We start from the raw sequence: 26,404 nt of genomic DNA on the forward strand, positions 1-26,404 counted from the left end.
AGTTTCGACAAGCCGCGCAGCGGCGCATAGTCCCAGCTCAAGCTGTGTTTGTCACGAATCTCTTAGGGTTTGTTACCTAGTTAGAACTACATATAGCCCTCTACCCGTGCCCTGTAGGTGAAATACGGACACCGTAACGCCTCCATGGAGATTCGTGACAGCCACCGGGGGCCGGTAGCGCTGGCAGGTCGTCCCGGGGTCTTCTTGTTAACCGCTCCGAGTCAACGACGGCGGAAGGAAAGCGGATCTGTTAGCCGCTCCGCGTAGAGCCTGCGGGGGCAGGGTTAACCGGCCGCCGTAGATCTCTGTGGAGAGACGGCCCTTACCGCCCCCCATAGATCTCACTGCCGGGTCGCGTCTTAACCGTCCCCGGTAGATCCCAGTGAGGCACCCCTTGCAACACAGGCCGGACAGGCGCTGGATATCAGACCAGCGAACCGACGGCCCGGGATCGTACCGACGCGCCCCAACAATTGATCAACTTAATATCGAACTCCGGCAGAGGGCCTAGCCTTCTTGCCGGACCCGCCGACAGAGAAGCCTCTCTTGTCGGCAGGCCCCGTGTTACGGGTGCTGCTTTCCCAACGGTCAGGTCGGAGACCGATGGATGTGCAGCGCCCGTGATGCGGGGCCATTTTTTGTTCCAGATCCGACTAGGAGTCGATCAATGGACCGACGAGCCCAAATCGCCAAGCACATCAACAACGCCAGAGCCGAAGTCGAGGCGGAGGCTGCCGCCGACGCGCGGAAGCGAGGCAATGAGCTACCACAGCCGGCCGCCGACCCTTCCGCACTGCGCCAGCAGATCGGCGCAAAGTTCTCCATCCCCGAGGCACTGCGCGACCGTCTCGCAGGATCGAACGCCGAAGAGATTACGGCGGATGCCCGGAACCTCGCTGAGCACTTCCGTTCACCCCTTCAGAACATGCCTACGCCACTTGTTAAGGGTGGCGGCGCTGTCGAGCATGACTCCGGAAATAGGGAAATCGACCCTGTAAAGCTAGCCGCTCTGATTCTTCAGCGGCGAATGGCAGGCTAGAACGGCGCCGCTAAGCCGCTTCACTCTCAATTTCTACCGACAAGGACCACGTTTAATGTCGCATATTTCTCGCAATGCCCGATCCACTCGCCTCAATTCACTGTACGACCAGGCGTCCCGGGAGGTTCCGCGCTACACATACACGTGCACGCCGGAAAGCGTGAAGCACGCCCTTGACCACTTTGAGGAAATGCTGCGCAAGCGCGCGGACGCCGACGACGCCGTGTCCTTCGCCGAGGCTGACCTTGCAAAGGCAGAGGGGCGGGATCAGCTTGCCGTCAAGGTGGCCCTCGCGCAGGGGAAGCCGCTGCCCAAGCCGACCAACCGGGGCCCGCTGGAGACACGCCTTGCGGACGCTCAGCGGGTCCAGATGGCGGCTTATGAGCTTGCCGCAGAGGCCGCTTCGGCGGTCCGCAATGCGGCTATCTCCGTGCGCGCTGAGTGGCGGGCGGAGGTGACCGGCCTGGCTGAGGACAAGCGCGCTGCCGCCGTGGTTGCAGCAACTCAACTGGCTTGTCTCATGGACGAATTGGTTACCCTGGCGGACACCGTGGAGGATCTTGACGCGGACCTGGGCAATCCGTGGAACGGGAATGAGCAGCAGTGGCGGTACATGGCGCCGCGCGGGGGAATCAACTGGCACGCCGACCGAATCGCGCTGGATCGAATTCTTACCGATCGACTGGAATTCAACGGCAACACATACGGGGCCCTTCCCGGCCGCCTCGATCCGAACGCAGATCCAGATGCCGAATTCGACCCGGCGGCCGGCCCGTCCTCTCCCGTTAACGATATGGAACCGTGGAACCAGTGACTCAAAATCCTACCGACCGGGAAATTGCTCTGCGGGCGCTGAATCGCGTCAGCCGTAATCAGGCCACCGGATGCCTGATTTCGGAAAAGCTCGACCGTAAGGGCCGGGCCACCGTCCAGTACCAGGCGCACGGACACACAAGGCGGGAGCTGGCACACCGGGCAATTTACCGTGTCCTCTTTCGGCCGCTAACTGCTGCCGACGAGCTGAGGCGAACCTGCTACGACAAAAGGTGTGTAGAGCCAGCGCATTTCGAACTGGGGAGCGCTCGGCGCTGAGGTAGTTGCCGGGGGGCTCGGTCGGTTGATCGGGTCCCCTTTTTCTCATAACTGAACATCGGAACTGAAAAGGAGAGATGTCGATGACCGTTATAAAGTGGAGCGCTCGAAGTGCTGACCATCGGACACGCCTGCAACTGGTGCGAGAAGTCTCTTAACGGCAGGAGTAACAAGCGATATTGCAACAGCGCGTGCAGGCAAGCCGACTACCGCGCTGCGCAGCCAAACAAGCACGAGGAGCGGGGACCCTGCTCGCGCTGCGGACAGAGTCATCCTGAGTTCAGAAACCAGCACGGCGTCTTCTGCGCTGACTGCATTGAGTTTAGGGCAGGGCAGAAAGACGAGGCGGAAGACGCGCGCTGGTCCGCCATCTGTCAGCTTCCCGACTGCTCCAATGAAGCTGGCTGGACTGGAATGGGAAGGGCTCGTTCCTTCTGCTCTGATGCCCACAAGGCAAAGGCTTACCGCCTGCGCCGAAAGAACATGCTCGCTGCCGCATAGCATCAGCCGGCCGCCGACCCTGGGGGGTGACCCCCTCCCCCTATCTCTGTACCGCTGTGCCTTAGCAGGAATCGACCTCTGTACGGGTCTGGGACTTTCACGTCAACCCTCCGCACCCAAGAGTTGACTGGGCCCACCCCCGTTTTGCTATGCGGAGGCGGCGGGCCCACGCGCGGATGCACATGCGGGTGCACGTGGGCGCGCACACGCGAGGGTGGCCGATCGCCAAAACACCTTCTAATCAATGCCACAGCGGACGGTGTGCGGCTTTTCAGGTGGGGGTCGGACAGACGGGGCCAGCCCTCCTGTTTAGAGCGCTCAGATTCCCGTTTCGAAACCGACGAGAGGTGTTCTTGAAGATCATCCACCCGCCATGCGGCCGGGAATGGCCCGGCCTGCGCGCACAGCATTGCCCTGCCTGCTGTGAGACCTTCGCCAGCACCCGCGCCGGTGATGCCCACCGCTCCGGCCCGTACGGTGCCCGCAGATGCCTGCCTCCGGCCACAGCCGGTCTGTGGCAGGACGCCCGTGGAGTCTGGCACCGGAAGCCCTACAAGGACCGCTGAGCGGTTCCACGCCCCCGTCTGGCCCATCGAGGGCCGGGCGGGGGCCTTCCGTCGTTTGTGCCCCCTAGCCCAGATACGGAGTTGCCCGGTGCTCAAGGAAGTGTCGAAGCCGGAGCTGCTGGGTGTGGTGCATGGGCAGGTCTTCAATGTCGTCCGGAGCTACGAACTGGAGATCGGTCGACTCATTGGACATCCGGAGTTGCCCACCGGTAATGCGAGCGGTGAAACAGACGTTGAACTGTTGCCGCACCTCGCCGTCCGAGTAGGCGATCATGTGTCGGGGATCGGTGTACGTGCCGACAAGCCCAGTGATCTCTACGTCAAGGCCGGTCTCCTCGCGAACCTCCCGAATGGCAGTCCCCGGGAGCGACTCGCCGAGATCCATCGTGCCGCCCGGAAGCGCGTACAGGCCGTTGTCGGTGCGTCGTTGAAGCAGGATGCGCCCTTCGTCGTCGGTCACCACTGCAGACGCTGCCACCACCAGCCGGTTTGGCTTGGGCGCGTTGGGATCGTCGTAGAACTCGGTGCGGGCCACGGGTCAGCTCTCCTCAACCGGTAGGGCGGCATTCCACACTGCGTCGAAACTCGCAGCATAGGTGTCGAACAGCGTGCCTGCGCCGGTCTGTCGCAGGTGCCAAACCGGGGCCCCGAAGGCATTGACCCCCCACACGTGCGCGTTCACCAGCATCTGGTCATCTGCCCGGTAGAGGCTGTTGTAGAGCGTGGTTCCATGGGTTCGGATCTCGATCCCTGGCGTGCCGACCAACGGCCGGTAGTGCATGAGAGCGAGCCTGCACCGGGACTCGATGCCGTGGCCGAACTGCTCTTCTTCCCCGCGCTGTCTGACGTTTTCGCTGTCAGGGTCGCCAAGCGTGATCCGGATTGCACAACCTTCGGCGGCGCGCTCCCGAAGTAGATCGTTAAGGCGGGGGTACGCCTCGTGAAGGAACACGGCGGCGTAGACCAGGACGTCAATGCGCTCCGTCGCCTTCGTCATCAGGTCCACGAACACCGACACCGGGAGGTCTGCACGTTGCTCGTAGAGCGCCACCAGTTCGGGGCTTATCGCCCTGGCGGCGCGTGGCTGCCGCAGACTTGGCCACAAGGCGAACATGTCTTCTCCCAGCGCTTCGGCAGCCAGACGGGCTGTTCCTAACCTGGGCGTCCGGCTCTGATTGGCCCACCGCTCAACCGACTTGGTGTCCACGCCGGCCTTCTCTGCCAGGGCGGCGCACGTCCAACCGCCTGACGCCATCACGGCTTTCAGTCTCTCGTTCGGCATCTCGCCTGTCTCCCCGCACAGCCCGGACTCTTCTAGGGACGTTCTACCGTGCGAGGGACGTTCTGAAGTGTCCTTTGCGTGAGGTTTCACCGTCCCGGGTCGTTGCCAGATCTTGGTGCCAACGTGGCGGGAGGAGGCCCATGACCGTGGAAAGGCGAGACCCCCAGACGTTCACCGCCTACAAGGCTGAGCGTCGAGGGCGGGCGGCTGGTACCGACGCCCTCAGCGACTACGACGCCGAGCTTTCGGCCAGGGTGGTCGGCCAGGGCATCCCGCACGAGTGGCCCGCTTGCACCTGCGGCGCGGACCACTGCCCCGACAAGGGGGCCGCGTGACGCTGTACGAGATCGCCCGGCGCGTGCCCGAGGAACGGCCCGAGGACGCCGACGCGTGCCCCACCTGCCTTTGGTACGACGCCATGGCGCAGCAGGCGATTCAGGACCCGGAGGGGTTGAACTACTCGCTTCGGACGGACGTGAAGATCCTCCGTCGCCGACACGCTGAGTCGGGGGAATGTCTGGCTCCGGGGGGTGCCCGTGGCTGACCGCCAGGACGACCCGCAGACGGTCCCTGACGACCCCGCCGACGACGTGGAGCCCGTGGACCCGTTCGGGTGGCTGAGGGCCCATCGCTGGCCCCCGGAACGCCCCGCCGAGCCCCGACCGATCCTCACCCCGGAGGAGCACGCCGAGGTGCCCCTGACGGCCGAGGAGCGGCAGCGCCGGGCGGTGCTGCTGGCCCGTGTCCGCGAGGCCAACCACCCCCGCCGCTGATGGACCCCTACGCGCCTCCGGTCTTCGGTATCGGCGGCCTGTGGGCCGGTCAGCGCCGGGCGCGCGACCGCCTACCCGCCCCGGTGCCCTGGTGGCAGCAGAACCGGCCCTCTTGGGCCGCACAGACCCCCGCCCGCAGCAGGCGACCCGAACGGATTCGCCGGCTGCCGGATGCGGGTAGCGAAATCCCCTCCCGCACAAGCGGGTTGGGTCCGAACCAGAGCTAGGAGAGTCCGCAGTGACCTCGATCAGCACGGAACGGATCATTGGCCGGAGCCTGGTGGACCCGGCGCTGTTCGGGCGATTGGTCGCCCGGATCGTCAAGGACGAGGACATGGACCAGGCGCTCGCCGAGCGCGTCATGGACCAGGCGCTCGCCTTCCTCGGGGCGTGCGCCGTCAACCCCGACGCCGGGCTGTCCCCCTCGGGCCTGGTGGACGTCGGATGGCACACGTTCATCCTGCACACCCGGGACTACGCGAAGTTCTGCCGCTCGGTGGCCGGGCGGTTCCTCCACCACGTGCCGACCGATGGCCCGGACGAGTCCACCAAGGGCGTGAGCATCGCCGCCACGGTGGCCATCATCGAGGCCAGCGGGTACGCCGTGGACGCCGAGCTGTGGAGCATGTCCGCCGACTGCTCGGAGGGCAGCGGCGGCGACGGCAGCGACACCAGCGGGAGCGGCAACTGCTCGCAGTGCCACCGTGGTTGCCACAGCAGCTAGCAACTGATCACCTGGCCCGCCCCCTCTGTTCTTCGGAGCGGGGCGGGCCCGAACCCGAAGGGCCCACGATGGGTTACGCCTGGAACGACTTGCCGGACGAGTTGCGCGCGAGCATCGAGGGCCGGACGGGGGTGGTAGACGGCGCTGTGTCGCCCACGGCCGGGACCGTCTCCGACTTCGCCGCCACCCTGGAGACGACCGGCGGGCAGGTGTTCTGCAAGGCCGTCCGCGAGGACAACGCCAAGGCGTGGATGCACCGCCTTGAGTCGGTCGTGAACACCGTGCTCCCGGAGAGCATCGCCCCCCGGATGCTCTGGAAGATTGAGGCCGCCGGGTGGCTGGCCCTCGGGTTCGAGCATGCCCCCGGCAGGCATGCCGACCTCTCGCCCGGCTCCGCCGATCTGCTGCTGATCAGCCGGACGCTGGAAGCGCTCGCCGAGACGCTGACCCCGGCCCCACCCCTGCGGGCCTTCAGCTTGGCCGACCGGTGGTCCGGTCAGGACTTCTGGCACAAGATCGGCGACCAGCACCGTGACCGGCTCGACCCGTGGATCATGGAACGGCTGGACACGCTGATCCTGGCGGAGCGGGAAGCGCCCGACCTGATCGACGGCAAGACCCTGGTCCACACCGATCTGACCGGCCCCAACCTCCTGGTGGACGGCGACACCGTACGCGTCATCGACTGGGCATTCCCCGCCCCCGGCGCGCCTTGGGCCGACACGGCGTACATGGTCATCCGGCTGATCGAGGCCGGGCACACGCCCGAGGAAGCCGAACGGTGGGCCGATAGCGTGGCCATGTGGCGGGAAGCCTCCCCGTGGTCCGTCACGGCCTTCGGCGCGATCCTGACAGGCCTGTGGACCCTGCGCGCCGCCGAGACGCCGGGTGCGCCGTGGGACGGGCTCAGCGCCCACGGGCTGACCTGGCTCCGCCACCGGCTCAGGTAGCCGTCCAAGACCGGCCCGGCTGCCTCACGCCCCCCTTGGGGTGGCCGGGCCCCTGACTCCCGCTGCCGGGGAAGGCACGCCGAGCGCAGCGGGTCCGGCTCCGGCCGTTCGGACTCATTCCCGTGACGGGCGGCCGGGGCCCTTCTGGCCCCAGACATGCCGAACCCCCGGGGCCTCGACTTGAGGGTGTCCCGGGGGCACGACAACTTCTGCGCGAATCGTCCGCAGAGCTACGACTCAGGCCGTACGCTCCACGGAGGCGCGCCCGAGAGAGTCGAACGCGCTCACGTGCGCAGTTGCGTTAGTACTCAATTCAGGATCACCTCCCTTCAGTGTGCTGCCACGATAGGCAGGCCACCGCGAGGAGGGCAACGCATTTGTCCGGGGCTCCTCCGGCCGCCGGATCAGGCGGGCTTCACCTGGGACTTGAGCTTCGCGAAGTCGATCACCTGGTCGGCCGGCGGGGACTGCACGGTCAGCGGCTTGTTGATGTCGGTGAAGTCCGCCTTGCCGCCGCCCTGGCCGCTCTTCTCGATCCGCAGCGGGTACGGCGTGCCCTCGGTGGCGACGTGCACGACGATCTCGTCGCCGCCGCTGTTCTTCGACTTGATGCTGAAGGTCTTCGTGCCGTTGACGGTGCCGGCCGAACCCTTGGTGAGGTCGGTGGACTTGCCGTCCTCCAGGAAGCTCTTGGTGAGGTCCTTGAGGTTGCAGGCGGTGGTGAGCTCGCTCATGTCGGGGTCGTCCTTGACGCCCGAGATGTAGCGGCCCTTGAGGAGCTCGGCGGCCTGGGCGCCGTCCGCGCCGCCGCCGGCGACGTTGCTGATGAACTCGCTGTCGGGCTTCAGGTAGACCTGCTTGCCGTCGCCCAGCAGCTCGAACTTGCCCACGCCGGGCATGGTGACGGAGCCCTTGCACTGCCCCTGGGTGTCGACCGCCAGGTCGAGGGTCATGTTCTGGTCGGCGCTGCTGATGGCGCCCACGACCTTGACCGAGGTGGCGCCGGCCAGGGCGTCCTTGGCCTTCTTCTGGATCTCCTCGGCGCTGAGCTTGGCGGTGTCCAGCTTCGCGGCGGAGACCTTGTCGTCGCCGCAGGCGGTCGCTCCGGCCGCGAGCAGCAGACAGATCGCGGCAGTGCCGGCAAGGCGCTTCGACAGCATGAGTGGTTCCTAACCCGGCGCGACGGTGCGCGTCCGAACGGGTGACGTTGCCCCTCAGTATGATCGAAAGACCATTCGATCGATCTTGACCCGCCGTGCCGTTACAGCTTCGTGGCGGGCCGTGCCGCCCCGACGCCGCCGGGCATGACGAAGGCCCGGAGGACGAATCCTCCGGGCCTTCGGCTACTGAGTAGCGGGGACAGGATTTGAACCTGCGACCTCTGGGTTATGAGCCCAGCGAGCTACCGAGCTGCTCCACCCCGCGTCGGTGAACACCACCATACGGGGAAGCCGCCCGAATGGGAAATCGGTTCCACATCCGTCCCCCGGCACCCGGGCGGCACCCGGGCGGCACCCGCCGGCGCTCCCGGCCGACCGCCCTCGCGTCACCGCCCGGGCGACGGCCCGCGCACGCGGTGCCGTCCGGCCCGCGTCCGGGCCCAGGCGGCGAAGCAGACCAGCGCCGCGAAGCACGGCACCATCAGCACCGCGTAGACCAGCAGGAAGCCGTGTGTGCCGAGGTCGGCCGCGGCGTTCCAGGTGCCGTGCAGGGCCATCGCCAGGACGAGCCCGGCCGGTGCCGCCAGCCGGGCCAGCCAGCGGCGCCCGGTGGTGAGGGCCAGCGCCAGGCCCAGCCCGGTCAGCGCGGTGAACAGCGGGTGGGCGAACGGGGAGAGCAGGCCGCGCAGGACGAAGGTCTGCACGGTGCTGTCGAAGTCCCGCAGGCTCGGCGGCTCGCCGAGGCCGATGCTGTCCAGCCGCTGCTGCTGGTCGTCGGTGAACGCCCGCCCGAGGTAGAGCGCGTTCTCGGTGAAGGCGAAGCCGCAGGCGGTGATCCCGCCGAGCACCACCCCGGCGGCCAGGACGCGCGGCCGGGACCGGGCGTGCCGGTGGTCGGTGTGCGCCGCGCGTGCGCCGGCGCCCGGGGGCGGCCCGGGGCGCGGGTGTGGCATCGGGCGCAGGTAGGGGCGCAGTCGCAGTCGGCCGCGTGCGTGCGGCAGGGCGGGGCGGCGCTCGTACCCGCGCGGCTGCCGGTGGCCGGGGGAGCGCCACGGCACGCCCGGGCCGGGGCGGCCGTCGCGCCGGGCGGCGCAGCGCAGCCGCCGGCCGAGCGGCAGCAGCAGGACGAGCAGGGCGGCGCCCTTCGCGCTCTCCTCGATCACCGGGGTGACCAGGTCGGCGCCCAGTGCCTCGCCGAGGCTGCCCCGGTGGGCGGTGAGAAAGCTGTTGGCCCAGCCGTTGGCGAGGATCGCCACGGTGGTGGCGGCGCAGGTGCCCCAGCCGAGGCAGAAGACGGTGTACCGCAGCGGCACCCGGGCGGTCTGGTTGAGCCAGGCGAGTCCGCCGAGCACGAAGGGCAGCGGGACCATCGCCAGCCCGAGGCCGACCAGCAGTCCGGCGGTGCCGGTCTGGCGGCGGACCAGGTGGAGGATCAGCACGCCGCAGCCGGCCAGGGCCAGGACGACCGTCGCGGTCACGGAGGGGAGCGCCACCGAGCGGAGCGAGCGCGCGGCGCGGGTGCCGAGGGGAGGGGCGGCGGGAGGGGCGGCCGGGGCGGTGGACGCGTCCCCCCGGCCGGTCCCGGGAACGGGCGTGAGGGCGGGGGCGAGGACGGCGGGCACGAGCCGGTGGGCCCGGCGCCTCCGGGGCCCCGGGATGGTCCGGGTGCCGGCGGTGGGCGTGGGCATCTCTCGGTCGTCGGCGGCCCGCACGGTGATGTGGTACCCACCGCCGGACGGGGTGCTCACCCGGCACAGGGTAGGCCACCGCGCCCGGCGGCCGGGGGGAGTCGGGGCGGACACCCCGCCGGGCCCCGCCGGACGGTGGCCGCCGGGGCCTGCGCGGCCCGCCGGGTCGAACACCCGGCGGGGTCTCAGCGGCGGCGGAACAGCAGGTCGTGCACCACGTGGCCCTTGGCGAGGCCGGCCCGTTCGAACTTGGTCAGCGGGCGCCAGTCGGGCCGCGGCGCGTAGCCGGGGACGGAGCCGTCCGGGTGGTCCGCCGGCTCCAGCCAGCCGGTGCCGTCGCCCTCGGGGTGCAGGTTCTCCAGCTCGGGCGAGGCCGACAGCACGGCGAGCATCTGCTCGGCGTAGGGCTCCCAGTCGGTGGCGCAGTGCACCAGCGCGCCGGGCGCCAGCCGGGGGAGGACCAGCTCCAGGAACGACGGCTGGACCAGCCGGCGCTTGTGGTGCTTGGGCTTGGGCCACGGGTCGGCGAAGTAGACCCGCAGGCCGGCCAGCGAGGCGTCGGGCAGCATGTCGCGCAGCAGGATCACGGCGTCGCCGGCGGCCGGGCGGACGTTGGTGCTGCCGTCGCGCTCCAGCAGGCCCAGCAGGTTGCCGTGGCCGGGGGTGTGGACGTCGGCGGCCAGGATGCCCGCCGTGGGGTCGGCGGCGGCCATCGCGGCGGTGGTCTCGCCCATGCCGAAGCCGATCTCCAGGGTGACCGGCAGGCCGTCGAACAGCGCCGGCAGGTCCAGCGGGGTGCCGTCGATCGCGATGCCGTACTTCTCCCAGCCCCGGTCCAGGGCGCCCGCCTGGGCGTTGGTCATCCGGCCCCGGCGCGGCTGGAAACTGCGGATGCGCCGCTCGCTGTGCTGGGCCTCGGTGGCCTTGTGCGGGTACATCGGCGCGGGGTACGCGGCGGGTGCCGCGGAGAGCCGGGCGGAGGGCGAGGGCTGGGGGATCGGGGCGGTGGCAGTCACAATCACCCGAGTCTACGGGGCCGTCGGGCGCGGGCCGCAGGGCCTGTGACGGTCCCCACGTCCCCGGTCCCGGCCCGCTTCCTCAGCCGCCCGCCGCCAGCGCGGCGAGCGCCCGGCGGGCCACTTCCCGGCCGATCGGCAGCGAGGCGGTCGCCGCCGGGGAGGGCGCGTTGAGCACGTGCACCAGGCGGCGGGTGGAGCGCGGGGCGTCCGGGTCGAACCCGGCGAAGGCGAAGTCGTCCAGCAGCGAGCCGTCCCGGGCCACCGCCTGGGCGCGCACGCCCGCCCCGGCCCGGACCAGGTCGGCCGCCGTGACGGCGGGCAGCAGCCGCTGGACGGCCGCGGTGAACGCCCGCTTGGACAGCGAGCGGTGCAGCTCGCCCACCTCGTACCGCCAGTGCCGGCGGGCTATCCGCCAGGTGCCGGGGAAGGCGACCGTGCCGGCCAGGTCGCGCGGCCGCACGGTGCGCCAGTCGTAGCCCTCGCGGGCCAGCGCCGGCACCGCGTTCGGGCCGACGTGCACGTCCCCGTGCACGCCCCGGGTCAGGTGGACGCCCAGGAAGGGGAACGCCGGGTCGGGCACCGGGTAGACCAGGCCCCGGACCAACTCCCGCCGCTCCTTGGCGAGTTCGTAGTACTCGCCGCGGAACGGCACGATCCGCACCCCGGGGTCGTCGCCGGCCAGCCGGGCGATCCGGTCGCTGTGCAGGCCCGCGCAGTTCACCAGCACCTGGCAGCGCAGCTCGCCCGCCGAGGTCTGCACGGTGACGCCGTCGGACCGCCGGGCGACCGCCCGCAGCTCGGCCCCGGTGCGGATCTCCGCCCCGGCCTCGCGGGCCAGCCGCGCGTAGGCGGCGGCCACGGCGGGGAAGTCGCAGATGCCGGTGGTCCCGATGTGCAGCCCGGCGATGCCGGTGACCTGCGGTTCGTACCCGGCGATGCCCCCGCGGTCCAGCTCGGTGACCGGGATGCCGTTGGCCCGGCCGCGTTCGGCCAGGGTGCGCAGCCGGTCCAGCTCGGCGGGCCCGGTGGCGACGATCAGCTTCCCGGTGACCTCGTGGGGGATGGCGTGGGCGCGGCAGAACTCCACCATCTCGGCGGCGCCGGCCACCGCGTAGCGGGCCTTGAGCGAGCCCGGCCGGTAGTAGACGCCGCTGTGGATGACCCCGCTGTTGCGCCCGGTCTGGTGGGCGGCCAGGGCGGGTTCCTTCTCCAGCACGGTGAGCCGCAGCCCGGGCCGGGCCACGGTCAGCGCGTACGCCGTGGCCAGCCCGACGATCCCGCCCCCCACCACCAGCACGTCGACGTCGTACCGCACGGCTCGCTCCTCGCCTCGCCTCGTCCGACCGTCCCCCGTCCGACCGCGATGCTGCCACGCCGGCGGGGGCCGGTCGAGGGGGCCGTCGCGGCAAGTGCCGCGGGCCCCTCGCCCCCGGTCAGGCCGGGGCGACGATCACCGCGCGGGCCCGCTCGGTCAGCTCGCGGACGCGGCGCTCGCCCTGGAAGGGCTCCAGCCGGCGGAGCATCTCCACCACGTACTCGCGGCTGCGCTGGGAGGAGATCCGCCCGGCCACGTCGACGGCGCGCTCGCCGGCCGCCACCGCTGCGTCGAGGTTTCCCGCCTCGGCCTCGGCCATCGCGGAGACCACCAGCCGCAGGCCGTGCGAGCGGACGAACCCCTCGGTGGGCCGGGCCAGCGCCTCGCGGGTGAACTGGCGGACCTTGGAGGGCACTCCGAGGTCGCGGAAGCACTCGGCGGCGTCGGCCGCGAGCCGGTCGTAGGCGTAGAAGTCGATCCACGCCGGGTCGGGATCCCCGGCGCGCGCCCGCTCCAGCGCGCTCTCCGCCGCGCCGAGCGCGGTCGCGCACGCCGCCGCGTTCCGGGCCTTGGCCTGGGCGCGGGCCTCGACCAGGTGGAAGAAGCTCATCGTCCGGGCGGTGGCCAGGCCCCGGTTGCGCTCCAGGGCGGCCTGGGCGAGGTCCACGGCCTCCTCGGCGAAGCCCCGGTAGCCGGCCTGCAGGCTCATCGAGGCCAGCACGTAGCCGCCGAGCGGGACGTCCGCGGCGGCCCGGGCGAGCCGCAGGGCCTGGATGTAGTAGCGCTGGGCGGCCTCGTGCTGGCCGGTGTCGAAGGCCATCCACCCGGCCAGCCGGGTGAGTTCGGCCGTCGCGCCGAACAGCGCCCGGCCCACCGCGTCGCTGTAGGAGGCGAGCAGCAGCGGCGCCGCCTCGACCCGCAGGCACTCCGGCACCATCGACGAACGCCAGTCCCCGCCCCCGTACTTGGAGTCCCAGCGGCGGGCCTCCTGGGCGGCCTCGCGGAGCTTGGCGGCGTCCGAGTGGCCGACCCGGTACGAGCCGGCCTCGGCGGGGGAGCGCGGCACCTCGCGGGCCACCGAGCCGTCGGCGGGGGTGATCAGCCAGCGGGAGACCGGCGTCGCGTACGCGGCGACCGAGAAGGTGCCGGCCAGGCTGTCGCTCCAGCGCCCGCCGCCGGGGCCGCGCCGCAGGTCGAGGTCGACCCGCCAGAGGTCGGTGGCGGAGCGGACGGCGTCGGGGACCTCGCGCGGGAAGGCGAGGCCGAGTTCGGGCGCCGGGTCGGTGTCGCCGAGGCCGATCTCCTCCAGCGGCACCGGCCGGCCGAGCTTGCCGCCGATCGCGGTGGCGATCAGGTGCGGGACGGGGCCCTGCGGCACCATGCCCTTGCTGACCCAGCGGGCCACCGAGGTCTTGTCGTAGCGGAGCGTCAACCCGCGCTGGGCGCCGAGGTCGTTGACGCGGCGGGCCAGCCCCGCGTTGCTGATCTGGGCGAGGGTCAGGAGCGTGCCGAGCCGTTCGTTCGGTCCTCGTGGGCTGACGGTCATGGTGGCGGCGGCACCTCCTGCGGCCTTGTGCGCGGAGCCCGGGCGGCACCGGGCCGTAGCTGCTGTACCTAGAGTAGTCGGACGCGTTCCGACGGTTAAGAGGCCGCATTCCGGATGGCGGGATCGCGCGCCCGGGCCCGGGCGGCGTGCGGTCCGGGGGATTGGTCCGGACCGCCCGGATCCGGCCGTCCTGGGGTGCCCGGGCGGAGCGCCGGAGCGTTGTGCTCCGGTCCCGTGTCGATGTGCGCCCGGCCGTGCCCCCTGGCCCGACCGGCTGGTCGGCGATTCGCTGGTGGTCGTGGGTCGGCCCGCCGTCGAGGACCCGGCGGGCCGGGGGATGCCGCCGCCTTCATCCCCGCGGGCGGTGGCGACGTCCGGGAGGGCATGCGGATGCCCTCCCGGGCAGAGCGACGCCTTTCAGCCATTTCGCGATGGCCATGACAGGGCGCCGTGGAGGGCGGTCCGGGCCATGGAGGGGGAGGCCCGGCCCGCCCCGCGGGGACGGGCGTGCGAGTGCCGCCCGGGGGCCGTCCAGGTGTTCGACACCGCGTGCCGTCGCGCGCACCCGCCCGCCCGGGCGCGTACCGGAAACGACAACTCCGGTCGCCGGACGGGCAACCGGTGGCACCATGTCTTCTGACGGCGCGCCACCGGCCGGCCAGGGGGACCGCCCGCTGACGGGCGCGCCGCACGGTGCAGGTCCTCGGGCGGTGGAGGCGCGATGCGGTGGCTGACGGGCTGGTGCACGGGCACCCCCCGACCGGGCACGTCCGGGCACGAACCGCCCGGCGCGATCGCCCCGATCGCCGCGCGCCCCCTGTGGAGCGGCCCCGACCCGCTCTGGGCGGTCGGCGACTGGCGGCCCGAGGAGATCCGCCTGGTCACCCTCCGGCCCGGCGCCCCCGCCGTCGTCACCACCGGCCCCGCCGCCCCGGACCCGGTCGAGGCCGGACCGGCCGTCCTCCGGCTCGCCGTCCTCGGCCACTGCGGCGCCACCGACGCCGAACTCGCCGCCGGCCTGGCCGCCGCCCGCGGCGGCGCCGTCCGGCACCTCACCGCCTGGCCCGGCGGCTACACCGCGGTGCTGCGCAGCGGCACCCGCTCCACGGTGCTGCTCACCGACCTGGCCGGCGCCCGGCCCGTCTTCCACACCCCCTGGGGCGGCGGCACCGCGTACGCCACCGCGGCCCTGCCGCTCGCCGACCTGGTCGGCGCACCGCTGGACACCGGCCACCTCGCCGCCCGGCTCGCCTGCCCCGAGGCGCCGGAGGCGCTCGGCACCGGCACGCCCTACCTCGGCGTGCAGCGGGTGCCGCCCGGGCACGCGCTCGGCCTGCGCGACGGGCGGCCGTACCTCTCCGGGTACGACGAGCCGTCCTCCGGCGGGGCGCGCGGGCGCGGCGAGGCGGCGGCGGTCGGCGAACTCACCCGGGCCCTGCTGGAGTCGGTGCGCTTCCGGGTCCGCACCAGCCCCGACGGGGCGCCGGGGCGGGCGCGGCTCGGCGTCGACCTCTCCTACGGGACGGCGTCCGCCACCGTCGCCCTGCTCGCCGCCGCCGTCCCGCTCGCGGCCGGCGGGACGGCGGTGCCGCGCCGGCCGGGGGCGCCGCCCGACGGGTCCGAGCCGGGCGCGGGGCCGGGCGCGGGGCCGACCGCGGCCGTGCGCACCGGGGCGGTGAAGGGCTCCTGGGCCCGGACCGCCGGCCGGGCGAGGACCGCCCCCGAACCGGTCGCCGCCGTCACCTCCGGCGAGACGGCCGCCTCCGCCGGTGCGTTCGTCCCGGTTCCGGTTCCGGCCCCGGACGTCCCGCGGCTGCGCCACACCGTGCTCGCCGCCGGCCCGGACACCCTCCCGTACGCGGACCTGCGCACCGACCCGACGGCCGGGCGGCTCACCGACGAGCCCGGGCCGGAACTCGTCGCCGCGGCCTGGGCCGGGGCCCGCTTCGAGGCGGGCGGCACCGACCACCTCACCGGCTACGGCGCCCGGCACGTCCTGGACGGGCACCCGGCCCGGCTGGCCGACCTGGTCCGGGCCGGCCGGGCGCGCGAACTCCTCTCCCCGGTGGCCGCGCTGGCCGGTGCCGACCGGGCGGCCGCCGGCGTCCTGGCGGGCGCGCTGCGGACCCCGCTCACCGTGGTGCGCGCCGCCCACCGGCTGGCCCGGAGCCGGTGGGCGGACGCGCTCGACGACACGGCCGTGAAGCTGACCCTCCGCCGCACGCCCGACGGCGGCGGCACGGCGGGCACCCGCTCGGCGGACGACCTGGCCTGGGTGGTCCCGGGGCCGGCCGCCCGCTGGCTGTCCGACGAGGCGCTCTCCGCCGTCGCGCTGCGGCTCCGCCTGGCGGCGCGCGAACCGGCGCCCGGCGAGCACCCGGGCGCGCACCGGGCCCGGCACGCCCTCCACCGGCACGCACGCGGGTTCCGCACGCTGGTGCACGCCGCCGAACAGCCCGGCCAGCGCCTGCACGCGCCCTTCCTCGACAACCAGGTGGTGCGCGCCGCCCGGCTGCTCCCGGACGACGTCCGGCTCCAGCCCGGGGCCCGGCACGCGCTGCTGCGGTCCGTCCTGGCCGCCGGCACCGGGCGCACCGACCTGCCGCCCGACTGGGGGCACGGGCCCCGCCCCGACCGCGCCGCCCACGCCCGGGCGGGCCTGCGGCTCGCCGGCGACGGGCTGGCCGAGCTCTTCGACGCCCCCCTGCTCGCGGAGGCCGGCCTCATCGACCTGCCCGCCGTCCGCACCGCCCTCACCCGCGCCACCGACCCGGCCGCGCCCCTCCCACCCGCCACCCTCGCCGGCCTCGCCGACCTGGTCGCCACCGAACTCTGGCTCCGCCGCATCCGCGCCCGCCGCCACGGCGCCTGCTGGACCGGCCTCCCCCACCCCACCCGCCCCGCCCTCACCCCCACCCGCTTCCCCTGACCCCTGCCCGCTTCCCCCTGACCTTGCCCCCGCGTCCGAACCTCGCCCCGCGTCCCCCGCCTCTCCCGGCAGCTCGTCGACGGCGCACGAATATGCAGACCGGTCTACTGATTCCTCCCGCCTTTCCCACCTCGCCGGAGCGGAAGGTCGACCAGGCCGACTTCCTGCGCCCAGGGAGGCTTTCCCGCCCCGAATATGCAGACCGGTCTACCGATTTCCACCGCCTCGTTCCGCCCTGCCGGAGTGGAAAGTCGGCGGGTCCGACTTCCTGCGCTCGCGGCGGTGCTTCCGCGCGTCGTGAATATGCAGACCGGTCTACCGATTCGACCAGCCCGGCCGCGCGCCGCCGGAGCGGAAAGTCGGCCAGGCCGACTTCCTGCGCCGACGCCGTGCTGCGCCGTGCCTCGTGGGCGTGTTCGGCGCGGCTCGGGGAACGGGGCGGGGTGGGGCGGCGATCATGGCGAGGCGTCCGTCCCCCGCTCGCCCTTCCGCCCCGCATCCACGGAGGTCATGGTGACCAGTGCCAGCCCGGACCCGTCCGTCCCCGTCGTGCTCTCGGTGCTCGGGCGGCCGCCGACGGGGCGGCCGCCGGGGGTGCTCGCGGCGTGCGACGGGTCGGACGGTTCGCTCTGGGCGCTGGAACGGGCGATGACCGAGGCCGAGGCGCACGGCCTGCCCCTGTACGTGCTCGCCGTCGTCAACCCGGCGCCCGCCGGCTACCCGCCCGGGATGGCCGAACTGGTCCAGGAGAGCGTGGAGACCCTGGTCGAGTCGATGGCCGACGGCCTGCGCCGCTCGGTGGCCGCCGTCCAGCAGGCCCGCCCCCACCCCTGCACGGCCGAGATGTCGCTGCACGTCGTGCTCGGCAACGTGATCGAGGTCCTGCTGGCCGCCTCGGCCCGCCAGCACACCCTGGTGCTCGGCACCCGGGGCAACGGCGGCTTCACCCGCCTCCTCCTGGGCTCGGTCAGCAGCGCCGTCGCCCACCACTCGGCCTGCCCCGTCCTGGTCGTCCCCGCCCCGCCCGAGGGCTGAGCACCCGGCGGTGCGGGCGCGCCGGGAATGTCCCGAGATGGTTCATCGTTCACCAACCTCGGACCACCAGCCCCTCCCCACCTCCCTGGAGCCCCCGTCATGAAGGTCGAGATCTACTCCGACATCGCCTGCCCCTGGTGCTACATCGGCAAGCGCCGCTTCGAGCAGGCGCTCGACGGCTTCGCGGGCAAGGAGAACGTCGAGGTGGTCTACCGGCCGTACCAGCTGGTGCCCGACGCTCCGGCCACCGCCGGCCCGCACCGCGCGTGGCTGGCCGAGCGCTACGGCCCGCAGTCCGTCGCAATGGACGCCCGGGTGGCCGAACTGGGCCTCACCGAGGGCATCACCTACGACTTCGACGCCGCCCTGCACACCAACACCTTCCTCGGCCACCGCCTGCTGCACCTCGCCGAGACCGAGTACGGCGCGGCCGTCCAGGGCCGCCTCAAGGAGGCCCTGCTCAAGGCGCACTTCACCGACGGCGTGGACGTCGGCGACCGCACCGCGCTCACCGAGGTCGCCGTCGCGGCGGGCCTGGACCGCGACCGGGTGACCGCCTACCTCGCCGGCGACGAGGGCACCGCCGAGGTCCGCGCGCAGCTGGACGAGGCCCGCGAGCTGGGCATCACCGCCGTGCCGACCTTCGTCTTCGAGGGCAAGTGGGCCGTCCAGGGCGGCCAGGAGGCCGAGACCTTCCGCCGGGTGCTGGAGCAGGTCGCCACCGAGATCGGTGAGCGCCGTCCGGCGCCGGTGCAGGTCGCCCCGGCCGGCGAGGCCTGCGCGGACGGCTCCTGCGCCGTCTGAGCCGACCCGGCAGGGCCGCCCCGCGGCCCCGCGCCCCCGAGGCTCGCTTCAGACGCACCTGAAGCGGGCCTCGGCCCAGTCGGCCATGTTCAGCGCCGACCAGAGGCCGTTCACCGGCGTCACCACCAGCCGGATCGACTTCTGCCCGTCCAGCGGCACGTGCACCGGCACCGCCGGGTCGCCCGCCCGCACCGCGCGCGAACTCCACAGGGTCCGCCCGTCGCCGCCCTGGACCGAGAAGACCACGCCCCCGAGCGTCACGCTCAGGTCGTCCATCCCGGCCACCGCGTCGAACGACGTGCAGGTGCGGTTGAGGTCGATCAGCGTGGTCGCCGGAGCGTGCACGGAGATGCCGTGCCGGTGCTCGGCGCCGCCCACGGACACGGCGTCCCGCTGCCAGAACCAGTCGCTCCCCTTCTGCCGGATGCTCGGCTGCGGCGGGGGCACCCGGTTGCCGCCGGGCTTGACCACCGGCAGGCCGTCGGCCCAGAAGTCGCTCGGCTCCGGAGGCGTGGGGACCGCCGTCGGCACATTGGCCGTGACGGTGGGCGTGGGGATCACCGGGACCTCGGGCGTGGGGATCACCGGCAGCTCGGGCGTCGGGATCACCGGCAGGCTCGGGTGCGGCGTCACCGGCACCGGGGGCTGCGGCCTGGTCGGCGACGGCGACGGGCTCGGCCCGGACTTCGGGGCCTGGGGCGCCGGGGTGGCCGCCGTGGTGGCCGGCGGAGTGCCGGGCGCGGCCGGCGGCGCGGGCTTGGGCGTCGTACCGGGCGCCGCCGCCGACGCGGACGGTGCGGGGGCGGGTTCCTCCACCGGGGCCGGCTCGGCGCTCGCCGGGGCGGGCTGCGGCGCCGGTTCCTGGGCGGCGGGTTCGGCCGCGGGGGCCGGCGGCGCGGGCGTGACCGCGGCGGCCGCGGGGGGCGCGGCCACCGGGGGCTTCGGCTCGGGCGAACCGGTGAGCGCGTACGCGGCCACGGCGGCGGCCGCCACTGCGATGGCGGCGGCGATGCCGGCCTTGGCGGCGGTGCCCAGGCCCTCCCCGGCGGCACCGGCGCCCGCGCCCGCACCGCCACTCCCGCCCGCGGCCCCGCCGGCGGCACCAGCCCCGCCCGCGGCCCCACCCGCAGTTCCTCCGGCGGTCCCCGCCGCACCCGCGGCGGCACCACCCGTCGTCGCCGTGCCGCCGGCCGCACCGCCGGCCGTGGCGGCCGCGGTCCCGGCGGCCGCGCCGCCGACCACCGCCGCCCCGCCCACGGCGGCCGCGGCGGCACCCGCGCCGCCCACGCCGACCCAGACCAGGACCCCGCCGGGCAGCAGCGCGCGCAGCCCGTGGTTGATCTCGGACAGCTCCAGGCAGGCGGCCGTGCACCGGTCGCACTCCTTGAGGTGCCGCCCGACCTCCGCCGAGGCACGCTTGCGCAGCGAGCCGCGCGCGTACGCGCCGAGCCGGTTGGCGTACGCCTCGCAGTCCCGCTCCTGGCTGCCCGAGACATGGGCCTGCAGGAACCCCGCGGCGAGCCGGTCACGGGCCCGGTGGGCCTGGACGGCGGTCGCGTTGGCGGTCTTGCCGAGCATCACCGCGACGGTCTTGGGCGACTCCCGCTCGACCTCGGTGTGCCAGAGCACCATCCGGTCGTCCTCGGGGAGTTCGGCGTAGGCCTGCATCACCATGCGCTGGTCGGCCAGCGCCATCGCCCAGGCGTCGGCGCCGGGGTCGGCCAGGTCGAGGTCGACGACGGCGGCCGAGGTCTGCGCGAACACGCTGAAGTCGTCGACGAGTTGCTCACGCCGCTCGCTGCGCGTCCAGGCCGCGGCGACGTTCCGCACGGCGGTCAGCAGATAGGCGCGGACGGCGAATTCCGGCCCCTTGCCGGCCCTCAGCGCCTGCAGGGTGCGGGCGAACACCTCGCCGGCGAGGTCCTCGGCGGTGAAGCTGTCGCGGCAGCAGGTCCGGGCGTAGCGGCGCACCGAGTCGACGTGCCGGCGGTAGATCTCCTCGTACGCGGTGTCGTCCCCGGCCCGCACGAGCGCGGTCAACTCCGCGTCGGAGGGCGGACGTTCGCCGTCAACCGGATCGGCGGGCGCCGGCACGGTGGGGCGCACCGGGGCGCCGGTCCGGACGAAGGCCTCCGGGGCGACGCCGCCGTGTCCGGCGGGGGCCTGCCCGGGGACGCGACCCTGGGGGAGGGCGGCGTCGGAGGCGGAGAGCGTCTCACGGCTGGGCATCCCGGCCTGGTCGGGCACCTGGCCCGCCGGACGCCCGGACTTCCCCGACTGGCCGGACTGCGCCGGGCCGGACACCTGGGCCGCGGCCGCCGGCCCTCCACCGGCCGACCCGCCGGCCGCCCCGGTGTCCGCTCCCGGACCGTCGGGCCGCCAGTCGGCCCCCCAGTCGGGCCCGGTCCCCGCGGACCGCCCGAAGTCGAGGCCGTAGCCGTAGTCGTTCTGTTCCTCGGCGCTCACAACGGACCCCAGATTCCACGACAGCCCCCGTAGTGTGGCAGGGCGCGCAGGAGTGCGTGGGCGCACGAGTTCCCGCTGCACGGCGCCGAGGGCGCGCGAACGGCGCGCATCGGGACATTGGCTCCAACCACGGGCAAAGGATGGCATAGCGCAGAGTTGGGCGGTAGCCGGACCGGCCGTGACCCACTCTTCCGTGGTGCCGTCGCGGATGCGTTCGCCCGGTGCGCGGCGCCTCGGCGGGCGTCGCTCACGCCGGGCGCGCGACTCGCTTCCACGCGCCGCCCGGTTCACCAACCTCCTTGCCCGCGACGGACGGTGGCCGCCCGGCGGGGCGACGTTCAGCGGGCCCGCAGGCCGTCCAGCAGGATCTGCAGCAGGCGGTCCGACGGGCCTTCGGCAGGTTGACCGTCCGTCTGCGGACCACCTGCCGGCTGCGGTGCGTCCCCGGCCGCCGGGCCCGCCGCACCGGGACCGGAGGCCCCGCCCGGCGCCGCACCCACCGGACCGGCGCCGACCGCACCGCGCCACGCGTGCACCGGCACCGACGCCGTCAGCACCAGCACCACGTCCGCGACGGTGACCCCGGGCCGCAGTTCGCCGGCCGCACCCGCCCGCGCCACCAGCGCCGCGAGCAGCTGCAGCAGCAGCCGCGGGTCCGCGTCGGCCACCAGCGCCGCGGCCTCGGCCTCGGACGTCGGGACCCCGTGGTCCGGGAACCCGACGGCCGCCGCCGGCTCGACGCCCAGCGGCTCGTACCGCGGGGAGTCGAACCCGCCGACCGGCCCGGCCGGCTCCGGCGAGCGCTGCTCGGGCACCCGCCCGAGCTCCTCGGCGTACCGGAACGCCTCCGGCGGCAGCAGCCGCCCGGCCCCGGTGGACACCGCGCGTGCCAGGTACCCGGCCAGCGCCTCCCACGCCCCCGAGCCGCCGTACAGCGACTCACGCGCCTGGGCGGTCAGCCAGGCGACCTCCTCGGCCGCGATCCGCTGGACCAGCACCTCCTTGCTCGGGAAACGCCGGTAGACCGTGCCCACGCCGACCCCGGCGCGGCGCGCGACCTCCTCCATCGGCGCGCCGTAGCCGAACTCGCCGAACACCTCGCGCGCCGCGCGCAGCACGCTCTCCAGGTTCCGGCGGGCGTCGACCCGCAGCCGGGCGCCCGGTGGTGGTCCGGCCTGTGTCATCTCGCCGCTCCGGTAGGGGACCGCCGCGTACGCCGTCCCGGTCGACCCGGGGACGCCGGACGCACCGGCCGCCCCGGGCGGCCCGGCCGCCTCGGCGGGGCCGCGTTGCTCCGGCACCACGCCCTGGCCGGGGTGTGTCGCACCCGCTCGCCCCAACAGTCGCTCCTGTTCCATCATCCCAACTCTCCCCCGCAGGCATCCGATTCCGGAACCTGCCGTCGCCCGCCCCTGCACCCCCCGGTGCAGCTACGCCTGAAAGAAATGACCGATGACCCATCGCTCGTGCCGTTGGTGGTGCGCCCGGGTGACGCCCGGCCGTGGGTGCGGCCGCGCGCAGTCCACCCGGACCCCGATCCGGCGGGCGCCGCCGGGCCGATCGGTGCGATCGGACCGGCGTGTCGGCGCCCGCGTCCGGGGCCTTGTCCGGGAACTACCCTTCCCCGGATCACGGTCCCGCAGTCGGGTTCTCCCGCCAACACTAGAACTGGCCGTAATGGCCGCTCCACGGTGCGTCGCCGCCGGTTGACATGGCAGTGGCCGCGCCGCCACACAATCCGACCATAGTTCACCGCAGTTCGCGGCCGAAAGTGCGTCAGAAAGTCACCCCGGCAGCACATCTGCCCCCAGCCTGCCCCACCGGCCCCGTCCGCCACAGCACGGATGGTGGACAAGACGGCCCCGGCGGTCCTTTATTGGGGGGCGTGATGGGGGCATGCCCGGTCGAAGGCGGGCACCGGGCCCCATCGACAGGAGGTGCGCCATCAGGATCCTGATCGTCGGCGGCGGCTGCACGGGCATGACCGCAGCGCTGCACCTCCAGCGCGGCCTGCGCGAGCGGCTGCGCCGCGGCGAGGTCCACCTCACCGTGGTCGAGCCGCAGGCCTACCTCACCTACCACCCGCTGCTCGCGGAGGTCGCGGCCGGCAGCATCGACCCCCGGCACGTGGTCGTGCCGCTCCGCCGCGAGCTCACCGCCTGCAAGGTGCTCACGGCCCGGATCACCCGGATCGAGCACGCCACCCGCCGGGCCTGGGCCGACGCCGCCGGTCCGGGCGAACCCCCGGCACCGGTCGAGCTGGACTACGACGTCCTGGTGCTCGCCCCCGGCGCGGTCTCCCGGACCGCGCCCGTCCCCGGCCTGGCCGAGCACGGCCGCGGCTTCTCCACCGTCGGCGAGGCCGTCGGCCTGCGCAATCACGTCCTGGAACAGCTGGACCTGGCCGCCACCACCCGCGACCCGGCGCTCCGCCAGGCCGCGCTCACCTTCGTCTTCGTCGGGGGCGGCTACGCGGGCGTCGGCGCGCTCGCCGAACTCGAGGACATGGCCCGGTACGCGGTGCGCGGCCACCACAACATCACCCCCGAGGACCTGCGCTGGGTGCTGGTCGAGGCCACCGGCCGGATCCTCGCCGAGGAGTCGCCCGAGCTCGCCGACCACACCCTGGCCCAGCTGCGCGACCGCAGCGTCGACGTCCGCCTGCGCACCACCCTGGAGTCGGCCGTCGGCGGGGTCATGGCGCTCTCCGACGGCAGCCGGTTCGCGGCCCGCACCCTGGTCTGGACGGCCGGGGTCCGCCCGAACCCGCTGCTGCGCGACACCGACCTGCCGCTGGACACCGCCGGCCGGGTCCGCTGCCTGCCCACCCTCCAGGTGCTCGGCCCGGACGGCCGCGCGCTGCCGGGGGCCTGGGCCGCCGGGGACTGCGCCGCCGTGCCCGACCCGCACGCGGACGGGGCGCCGTGCGCGCCGAACGCCCAGCACGCCTTCGCCCAGGCCGAGCGGCTGGCCGCCAACGTCCTGGTCGCGCTGGAGGGCGGCCCGCACGCGCCCGCCATCGTCGAGTACCGGCCCGGGGCGCCGGTCTGTTCCACCTCGCTGGGCCTCGGCCGGGCGGTCGCCCACACCAAGCGCGGCGGACGGCTCACCGGCCGCCGTGCCTGGTGGCTGCACCGGGCCCGCCACCTGCGCCGGCTGCCGAGCGGTGAGCGGCGGGTGCGGGTCCTCGTGGACTGGGCGCTGGCCGGGCTCTTCGCCCGCGAGGTCGTCCCGATCGGCCGTCCCGAGCGGTCGGCCCCGGCCGACGAGCGGTCCGCGTGAACGCCCCCGGCGGACCGCCCGCCACCCCCCGCTCGGAGTACCGGGACGGCCCGGTGGCCGACCGGAGGGCCACGCCTGGCGCGGACGACTTCCGGAATCGGGCCTCCGCCTGACAGGATCGGCCCGACCGAGTCATTACCCCGTGTGCTGACGAGTGCACAAAAAGTGATGAGATGTCTGGAACCCGAGGAAGCGGCCGTCGTTTGAACCTCATGCGCTGGAGCGCCAGGCTCACCGGAGTCCCGTGGCGTGCCGCCCCGCGGTCCGGGGCCGGCACCGACCGCGGCACCCCGCCCGGAGACGCTGTCGTGGTGCCCGGCCCCCGCGACCCCACCAGCCCCGCCGGCCCGGCCGACACCCCCGAAGCCCTCGACCCCACCGGCGTGCTCGACCCCCACCGGCCCCAGGACCTCCGCGAGGTCCTCAACCGCATCCCGGCCCCGGTCGCCGTCACCTACGGCCCGCTCCACCAGCTCGGCTACGCCAACCGCGCCTACCGCGAACTCTTCGGCGAGCGCCCCACCGGCCTGCCCGCCTGCGACGCCCTGCCCGAACTCGGCACCCTCGGCGTCCTGCCCCTCATGGACCAGGTGATCCGCGGCGGCAGCCCGCGCAGCGTCAAGGCCCGCTGCATCCTCGGCCTCACCGGCAACCGCTACTACAACGTCTCCTGCGTCCCCCTCACCCGCGACCCGGGCCGCGCGGGCCCCGACGGCGGGCCCGTCCTTTCCACTCCAACGAGCGACGACCCGACGTCCGGTGTCCTTGTCTTCGCCGCCGAGGTCACCGACCAGGTCCTCGCCGCGGCCCGGCTGCGCGAGTCCGAGCGCCGCCACCGCGAGGCCGCCGTCACCCTCCAGCGCAGCCTCCTCCCGCAGAAACTCGACCAGCCGGCCGACCTCCGGGTGGCCGCCACCTACCAGCCCGGCGGGGCCGAGGCCGCCGTCGGCGGCGACTGGTACGACGTCATCGCCCTCGGCGGAGGCCGCACCGCCCTCGTCATCGGCGACGTCATGGGGCGCGGCCTGCGCGCCGCCGCCGTCATGGGACAGCTCCGCACCGCCGTCCGCGCCTACGCCCGCCTCGACCTCCCGCCGCACAAGGTGATGACCCTGCTCGACGGCCTCGCCATGGAGATCGACGCCAACCAGATCGCCACCTGCACCTACGCCGTCTGGGACCCGCGGCGCCGCACCCTCGGCTACGCCTCCGCCGGCCACCTCCCGATCCTGCTGCGCTCCCCCGACGGCACCGTCCTGCGCAGCGAGGAACAGAACGGCCCGCCGCTGGGCACCGGGGGAGGCGTCCACCTCTCCCACACCCTCCGGCTGCTGCCCGGGACCACCGGCGTCCTCTATACGGACGGCCTGGTCGAACGCCGCGACGAGGACATCGACCAGGGCCTCGACCAGCTCGCCCGCACCCTCGCCGGCGCGGTCGGCGCCCCCGACGTGGTCTGTGCCCGCCTGCTGCGGGCGATGGGCGTCACCTCCGAACACGACGACGACGTCGCCGTCCTCGCCTTCCAGCTGCCGGCCGACGAGGAGTCCCCCGAACGGAGACCCGCGCTTGACTCGGCTCCCCGAGAGGTCTAGTGTTCTTCGAGCTGCCTGGCTGGGAGCACCGGACACGCGTTTGCGCGGACGGTCCCGGGGCGGCCAATCCTCTGAAACACCACCTCTTCCCGGTTACGGGCCGAGGCGTGTCGTTATTTGTTTCGACGCGTTCCGGCTCAGGGTCTATTTGGTGCGCCTGTTTTCGGGGATTGCGGCCGGATTCGCTTTTCGGAGCGGGGATCGGCTAGAGTTTGAAACGTCGGACGGGGCGTCAAGCCGCAGAAGACACCAGCGAGTTGGATGAAGGAAGCGCCGGGAACGGCACGGAAAACATCTGATAAGCTGGAAACACGAAAGAACGAAGCGCCCGGAGGGCCGGTGTGAAAGCCGCCTGATGGAAGCGTCCGTTCCTTGAGAACTCAACAGCGTGCCAAAAGTCAACGCCAGATATGTTGACATCCCCGGCCTCAGATTCTCTGGGGTTGGAGATTCCTTTTGAAATAACACTAGCGAGGACGCAGTGCGCGGGACCGCCTTATTCCGGTTGGTTGCCGTGCCGCTCTGCGCGGGTGAACCCGATTACGGGTAATCATTCACGGAGAGTTTGATCCTGGCTCAGGACGAACGCTGGCGGCGTGCTTAACACATGCAAGTCGAACGGTGAAGCCCTTCGGGGT

20 protein-coding genes, 1 tRNA gene, 1 rRNA gene and 1 pseudogene are annotated in these 26,404 nt (G+C 73.3%); 13 read left to right on the forward strand and 10 right to left on the reverse strand.

The genetic code is table 11. The features are described from left to right. Nucleotides 1-667 precede the first annotated feature (667 nt). Together ACFC0B_RS17410 and ACFC0B_RS17415 are read left to right on the forward strand one after the other, a co-directional pair. Nucleotides 668-1,039 (forward strand): hypothetical protein, encoded by a 372-nt coding sequence (locus tag ACFC0B_RS17410; RefSeq protein ID WP_376086673.1) that lies wholly within the window; start codon nucleotides 668-670, stop codon nucleotides 1,037-1,039. A 160-nt stretch (nucleotides 1,040-1,199) separates the two neighbouring features. Continuing rightward, on the forward strand, nucleotides 1,200-1,853 hold the full coding sequence (locus tag ACFC0B_RS17415) for a hypothetical protein (protein ID WP_376086674.1): 654 nt from the start codon (nucleotides 1,200-1,202) through the stop codon (nucleotides 1,851-1,853). Nucleotides 1,854-3,262: 1,409 nt separating this feature from the next. Here ACFC0B_RS17415 and ACFC0B_RS17420 read toward each other — a convergent pair. Together ACFC0B_RS17420 and ACFC0B_RS17425 are read right to left on the reverse strand one after the other, a co-directional pair. Further along, complete coding sequence (locus tag ACFC0B_RS17420) at nucleotides 3,263-3,733, reverse strand: NUDIX domain-containing protein (protein ID WP_376086675.1); 471 nt, start codon at nucleotides 3,731-3,733, stop codon at nucleotides 3,263-3,265. Nucleotides 3,734-3,736: 3 nt separating this feature from the next. Next, entirely contained in the window at nucleotides 3,737-4,480 is a 744-nt protein-coding gene (locus tag ACFC0B_RS17425; RefSeq protein WP_376086676.1) for an XRE family transcriptional regulator, read from the reverse strand. Nucleotides 4,481-4,620: 140 nt separating this feature from the next. Here ACFC0B_RS17425 and ACFC0B_RS17430 point away from each other — a divergent pair, with 140 nt between their 5' ends. The 5 genes from ACFC0B_RS17430 to ACFC0B_RS17450 all read left to right on the forward strand — a co-directional run bounded on the left by ACFC0B_RS17430 (nucleotide 4,621) and on the right by ACFC0B_RS17450 (nucleotide 6,927). Continuing rightward, nucleotides 4,621-4,815: a hypothetical protein gene (locus ACFC0B_RS17430; protein WP_376086677.1), complete on the forward strand. Its 195-nt coding sequence runs from the start codon at nucleotides 4,621-4,623 to the stop codon at nucleotides 4,813-4,815. Beyond that, nucleotides 4,812-5,024 (forward strand): hypothetical protein, encoded by a 213-nt coding sequence (locus ACFC0B_RS17435; protein ID WP_376086678.1) that lies wholly within the window; start codon nucleotides 4,812-4,814, stop codon nucleotides 5,022-5,024. The genes ACFC0B_RS17430 and ACFC0B_RS17435 overlap by 4 nt, the downstream gene beginning before the upstream one ends. Next, the gene (locus ACFC0B_RS17440) at nucleotides 5,017-5,253 is read left to right on the forward strand and encodes a hypothetical protein (protein WP_376086679.1); all 237 of its coding nucleotides are present in this window, start codon (nucleotides 5,017-5,019) and stop codon (nucleotides 5,251-5,253) included. The genes ACFC0B_RS17435 and ACFC0B_RS17440 overlap by 8 nt, the downstream gene beginning before the upstream one ends. 238 nt (nucleotides 5,254-5,491) lie before the next feature. After that, nucleotides 5,492-5,977, forward strand: a complete 486-nt coding sequence (locus ACFC0B_RS17445) for a glycine-rich domain-containing protein (RefSeq protein WP_376086680.1) — start codon at nucleotides 5,492-5,494, stop codon at nucleotides 5,975-5,977. Nucleotides 5,978-6,045: 68 nt separating this feature from the next. Then, entirely contained in the window at nucleotides 6,046-6,927 is an 882-nt protein-coding gene (locus ACFC0B_RS17450; RefSeq protein ID WP_376086681.1) for a phosphotransferase family protein, read from the forward strand. A gap of 404 nt (nucleotides 6,928-7,331) precedes the next feature. On the opposite strand, the gene ACFC0B_RS17455 is transcribed toward ACFC0B_RS17450, so the two are convergent. From ACFC0B_RS17455 to ACFC0B_RS17480, 6 genes are all read right to left on the reverse strand, one after another. Then, on the reverse strand, nucleotides 7,332-8,087 hold the full coding sequence (locus ACFC0B_RS17455) for a hypothetical protein (RefSeq protein ID WP_376086682.1): 756 nt from the start codon (nucleotides 8,085-8,087) through the stop codon (nucleotides 7,332-7,334). A gap of 191 nt (nucleotides 8,088-8,278) precedes the next feature. Next, a tRNA-Met gene (locus tag ACFC0B_RS17460) sits at nucleotides 8,279-8,352 on the reverse strand. A gap of 121 nt (nucleotides 8,353-8,473) precedes the next feature. Further along, on the reverse strand, nucleotides 8,474-9,835 hold the full coding sequence (locus ACFC0B_RS17465; protein ID WP_376086683.1) for a PrsW family intramembrane metalloprotease: 1,362 nt from the start codon (nucleotides 9,833-9,835) through the stop codon (nucleotides 8,474-8,476). 125 nt (nucleotides 9,836-9,960) lie between these two features. Beyond that, nucleotides 9,961-10,791, reverse strand: coding sequence for a tRNA (guanosine(46)-N7)-methyltransferase TrmB (trmB, locus tag ACFC0B_RS17470; RefSeq protein ID WP_376086684.1), 831 nt, complete (start codon nucleotides 10,789-10,791; stop codon nucleotides 9,961-9,963). An 82-nt stretch (nucleotides 10,792-10,873) separates the two neighbouring features. After that, nucleotides 10,874-12,109, reverse strand: a complete 1,236-nt coding sequence (gene lhgO / locus ACFC0B_RS17475) for an L-2-hydroxyglutarate oxidase (RefSeq protein WP_376086685.1) — start codon at nucleotides 12,107-12,109, stop codon at nucleotides 10,874-10,876. A gap of 118 nt (nucleotides 12,110-12,227) precedes the next feature. Continuing rightward, a complete protein-coding gene (locus ACFC0B_RS17480; protein WP_350547828.1) occupies nucleotides 12,228-13,655 on the reverse strand; it encodes an MFS transporter in 1,428 nt (475 codons plus the stop codon). A gap of 721 nt (nucleotides 13,656-14,376) precedes the next feature. Between ACFC0B_RS17480 and ACFC0B_RS17485 the strand changes: the two genes are divergently transcribed. The 3 genes from ACFC0B_RS17485 (at nucleotide 14,377) to ACFC0B_RS17495 (ending at nucleotide 18,423) form a co-directional block, all read left to right on the forward strand. Further along, nucleotides 14,377-16,584 (forward strand): asparagine synthase-related protein, encoded by a 2,208-nt coding sequence (locus ACFC0B_RS17485; protein ID WP_376086686.1) that lies wholly within the window; start codon nucleotides 14,377-14,379, stop codon nucleotides 16,582-16,584. A 513-nt stretch (nucleotides 16,585-17,097) separates the two neighbouring features. After that, nucleotides 17,098-17,619 (forward strand): universal stress protein, encoded by a 522-nt coding sequence (locus ACFC0B_RS17490; protein WP_376086687.1) that lies wholly within the window; start codon nucleotides 17,098-17,100, stop codon nucleotides 17,617-17,619. A 99-nt stretch (nucleotides 17,620-17,718) separates the two neighbouring features. After that, complete coding sequence (locus tag ACFC0B_RS17495) at nucleotides 17,719-18,423, forward strand: DsbA family oxidoreductase (RefSeq protein ID WP_376086688.1); 705 nt, start codon at nucleotides 17,719-17,721, stop codon at nucleotides 18,421-18,423. A 48-nt stretch (nucleotides 18,424-18,471) separates the two neighbouring features. On the opposite strand, the gene ACFC0B_RS17500 is transcribed toward ACFC0B_RS17495, so the two are convergent. Together ACFC0B_RS17500 and ACFC0B_RS17505 are read right to left on the reverse strand one after the other, a co-directional pair. Next, complete coding sequence (locus ACFC0B_RS17500) at nucleotides 18,472-20,889, reverse strand: sigma-70 family RNA polymerase sigma factor (protein ID WP_376086689.1); 2,418 nt, start codon at nucleotides 20,887-20,889, stop codon at nucleotides 18,472-18,474. Between the two features lie 338 nt (nucleotides 20,890-21,227). Next, nucleotides 21,228-22,247, reverse strand: coding sequence for a TetR/AcrR family transcriptional regulator (locus tag ACFC0B_RS17505; RefSeq protein WP_376086690.1), 1,020 nt, complete (start codon nucleotides 22,245-22,247; stop codon nucleotides 21,228-21,230). Nucleotides 22,248-22,785: 538 nt separating this feature from the next. Here ACFC0B_RS17505 and ACFC0B_RS17510 point away from each other — a divergent pair. The 3 genes and pseudogenes from ACFC0B_RS17510 to ACFC0B_RS17520 form a co-directional block, all read left to right on the forward strand. Continuing rightward, the gene (locus ACFC0B_RS17510) at nucleotides 22,786-24,171 is read left to right on the forward strand and encodes an NAD(P)/FAD-dependent oxidoreductase (RefSeq protein ID WP_376086691.1); all 1,386 of its coding nucleotides are present in this window, start codon (nucleotides 22,786-22,788) and stop codon (nucleotides 24,169-24,171) included. A 203-nt stretch (nucleotides 24,172-24,374) separates the two neighbouring features. Then, nucleotides 24,375-25,709: pseudogene (locus ACFC0B_RS17515) on the forward strand (PP2C family protein-serine/threonine phosphatase); the annotation flags it as partial. A gap of 610 nt (nucleotides 25,710-26,319) precedes the next feature. Continuing rightward, nucleotides 26,320-26,404: ribosomal RNA gene (locus ACFC0B_RS17520) — 16S ribosomal RNA — on the forward strand; the annotation flags it as partial.

The sequence above is a fragment of the Kitasatospora sp. NPDC056184 genome, assembly GCF_042268405.1.
In the GTDB taxonomy this organism is placed as follows: domain Bacteria; phylum Actinomycetota; class Actinomycetes; order Streptomycetales; family Streptomycetaceae; genus Kitasatospora.

Bases quoted from the DNA above. Each gene is read 5' to 3' on its own strand.
- ACFC0B_RS17450 (WP_376086681.1), top strand. From the start codon at position 6,046: ATGGGTTACGCCTGGAACGACTTGCCGGACGAGTTGCGCGCGAGCATC.
- ACFC0B_RS17510 (WP_376086691.1), top strand. From the start codon at position 22,786: ATGCCCGGTCGAAGGCGGGCACCGGGCCCCATCGACAGGAGGTGCGCC.
- ACFC0B_RS17495 (WP_376086688.1), top strand. From the start codon at position 17,719: ATGAAGGTCGAGATCTACTCCGACATCGCCTGCCCCTGGTGCTACATC.
- ACFC0B_RS17505 (WP_376086690.1), bottom strand. From the start codon at position 22,247: ATGGAACAGGAGCGACTGTTGGGGCGAGCGGGTGCGACACACCCCGGC.
- ACFC0B_RS17485 (WP_376086686.1), top strand. From the start codon at position 14,377: ATGCGGTGGCTGACGGGCTGGTGCACGGGCACCCCCCGACCGGGCACG.
- ACFC0B_RS17410 (WP_376086673.1), top strand. From the start codon at position 668: ATGGACCGACGAGCCCAAATCGCCAAGCACATCAACAACGCCAGAGCC.
- ACFC0B_RS17455 (WP_376086682.1), bottom strand. From the start codon at position 8,087: ATGCTGTCGAAGCGCCTTGCCGGCACTGCCGCGATCTGTCTGCTGCTC.
- ACFC0B_RS17430 (WP_376086677.1), top strand. From the start codon at position 4,621: ATGACCGTGGAAAGGCGAGACCCCCAGACGTTCACCGCCTACAAGGCT.
- ACFC0B_RS17480 (WP_350547828.1), bottom strand. From the start codon at position 13,655: ATGACCGTCAGCCCACGAGGACCGAACGAACGGCTCGGCACGCTCCTG.
- ACFC0B_RS17425 (WP_376086676.1), bottom strand. From the start codon at position 4,480: ATGCCGAACGAGAGACTGAAAGCCGTGATGGCGTCAGGCGGTTGGACG.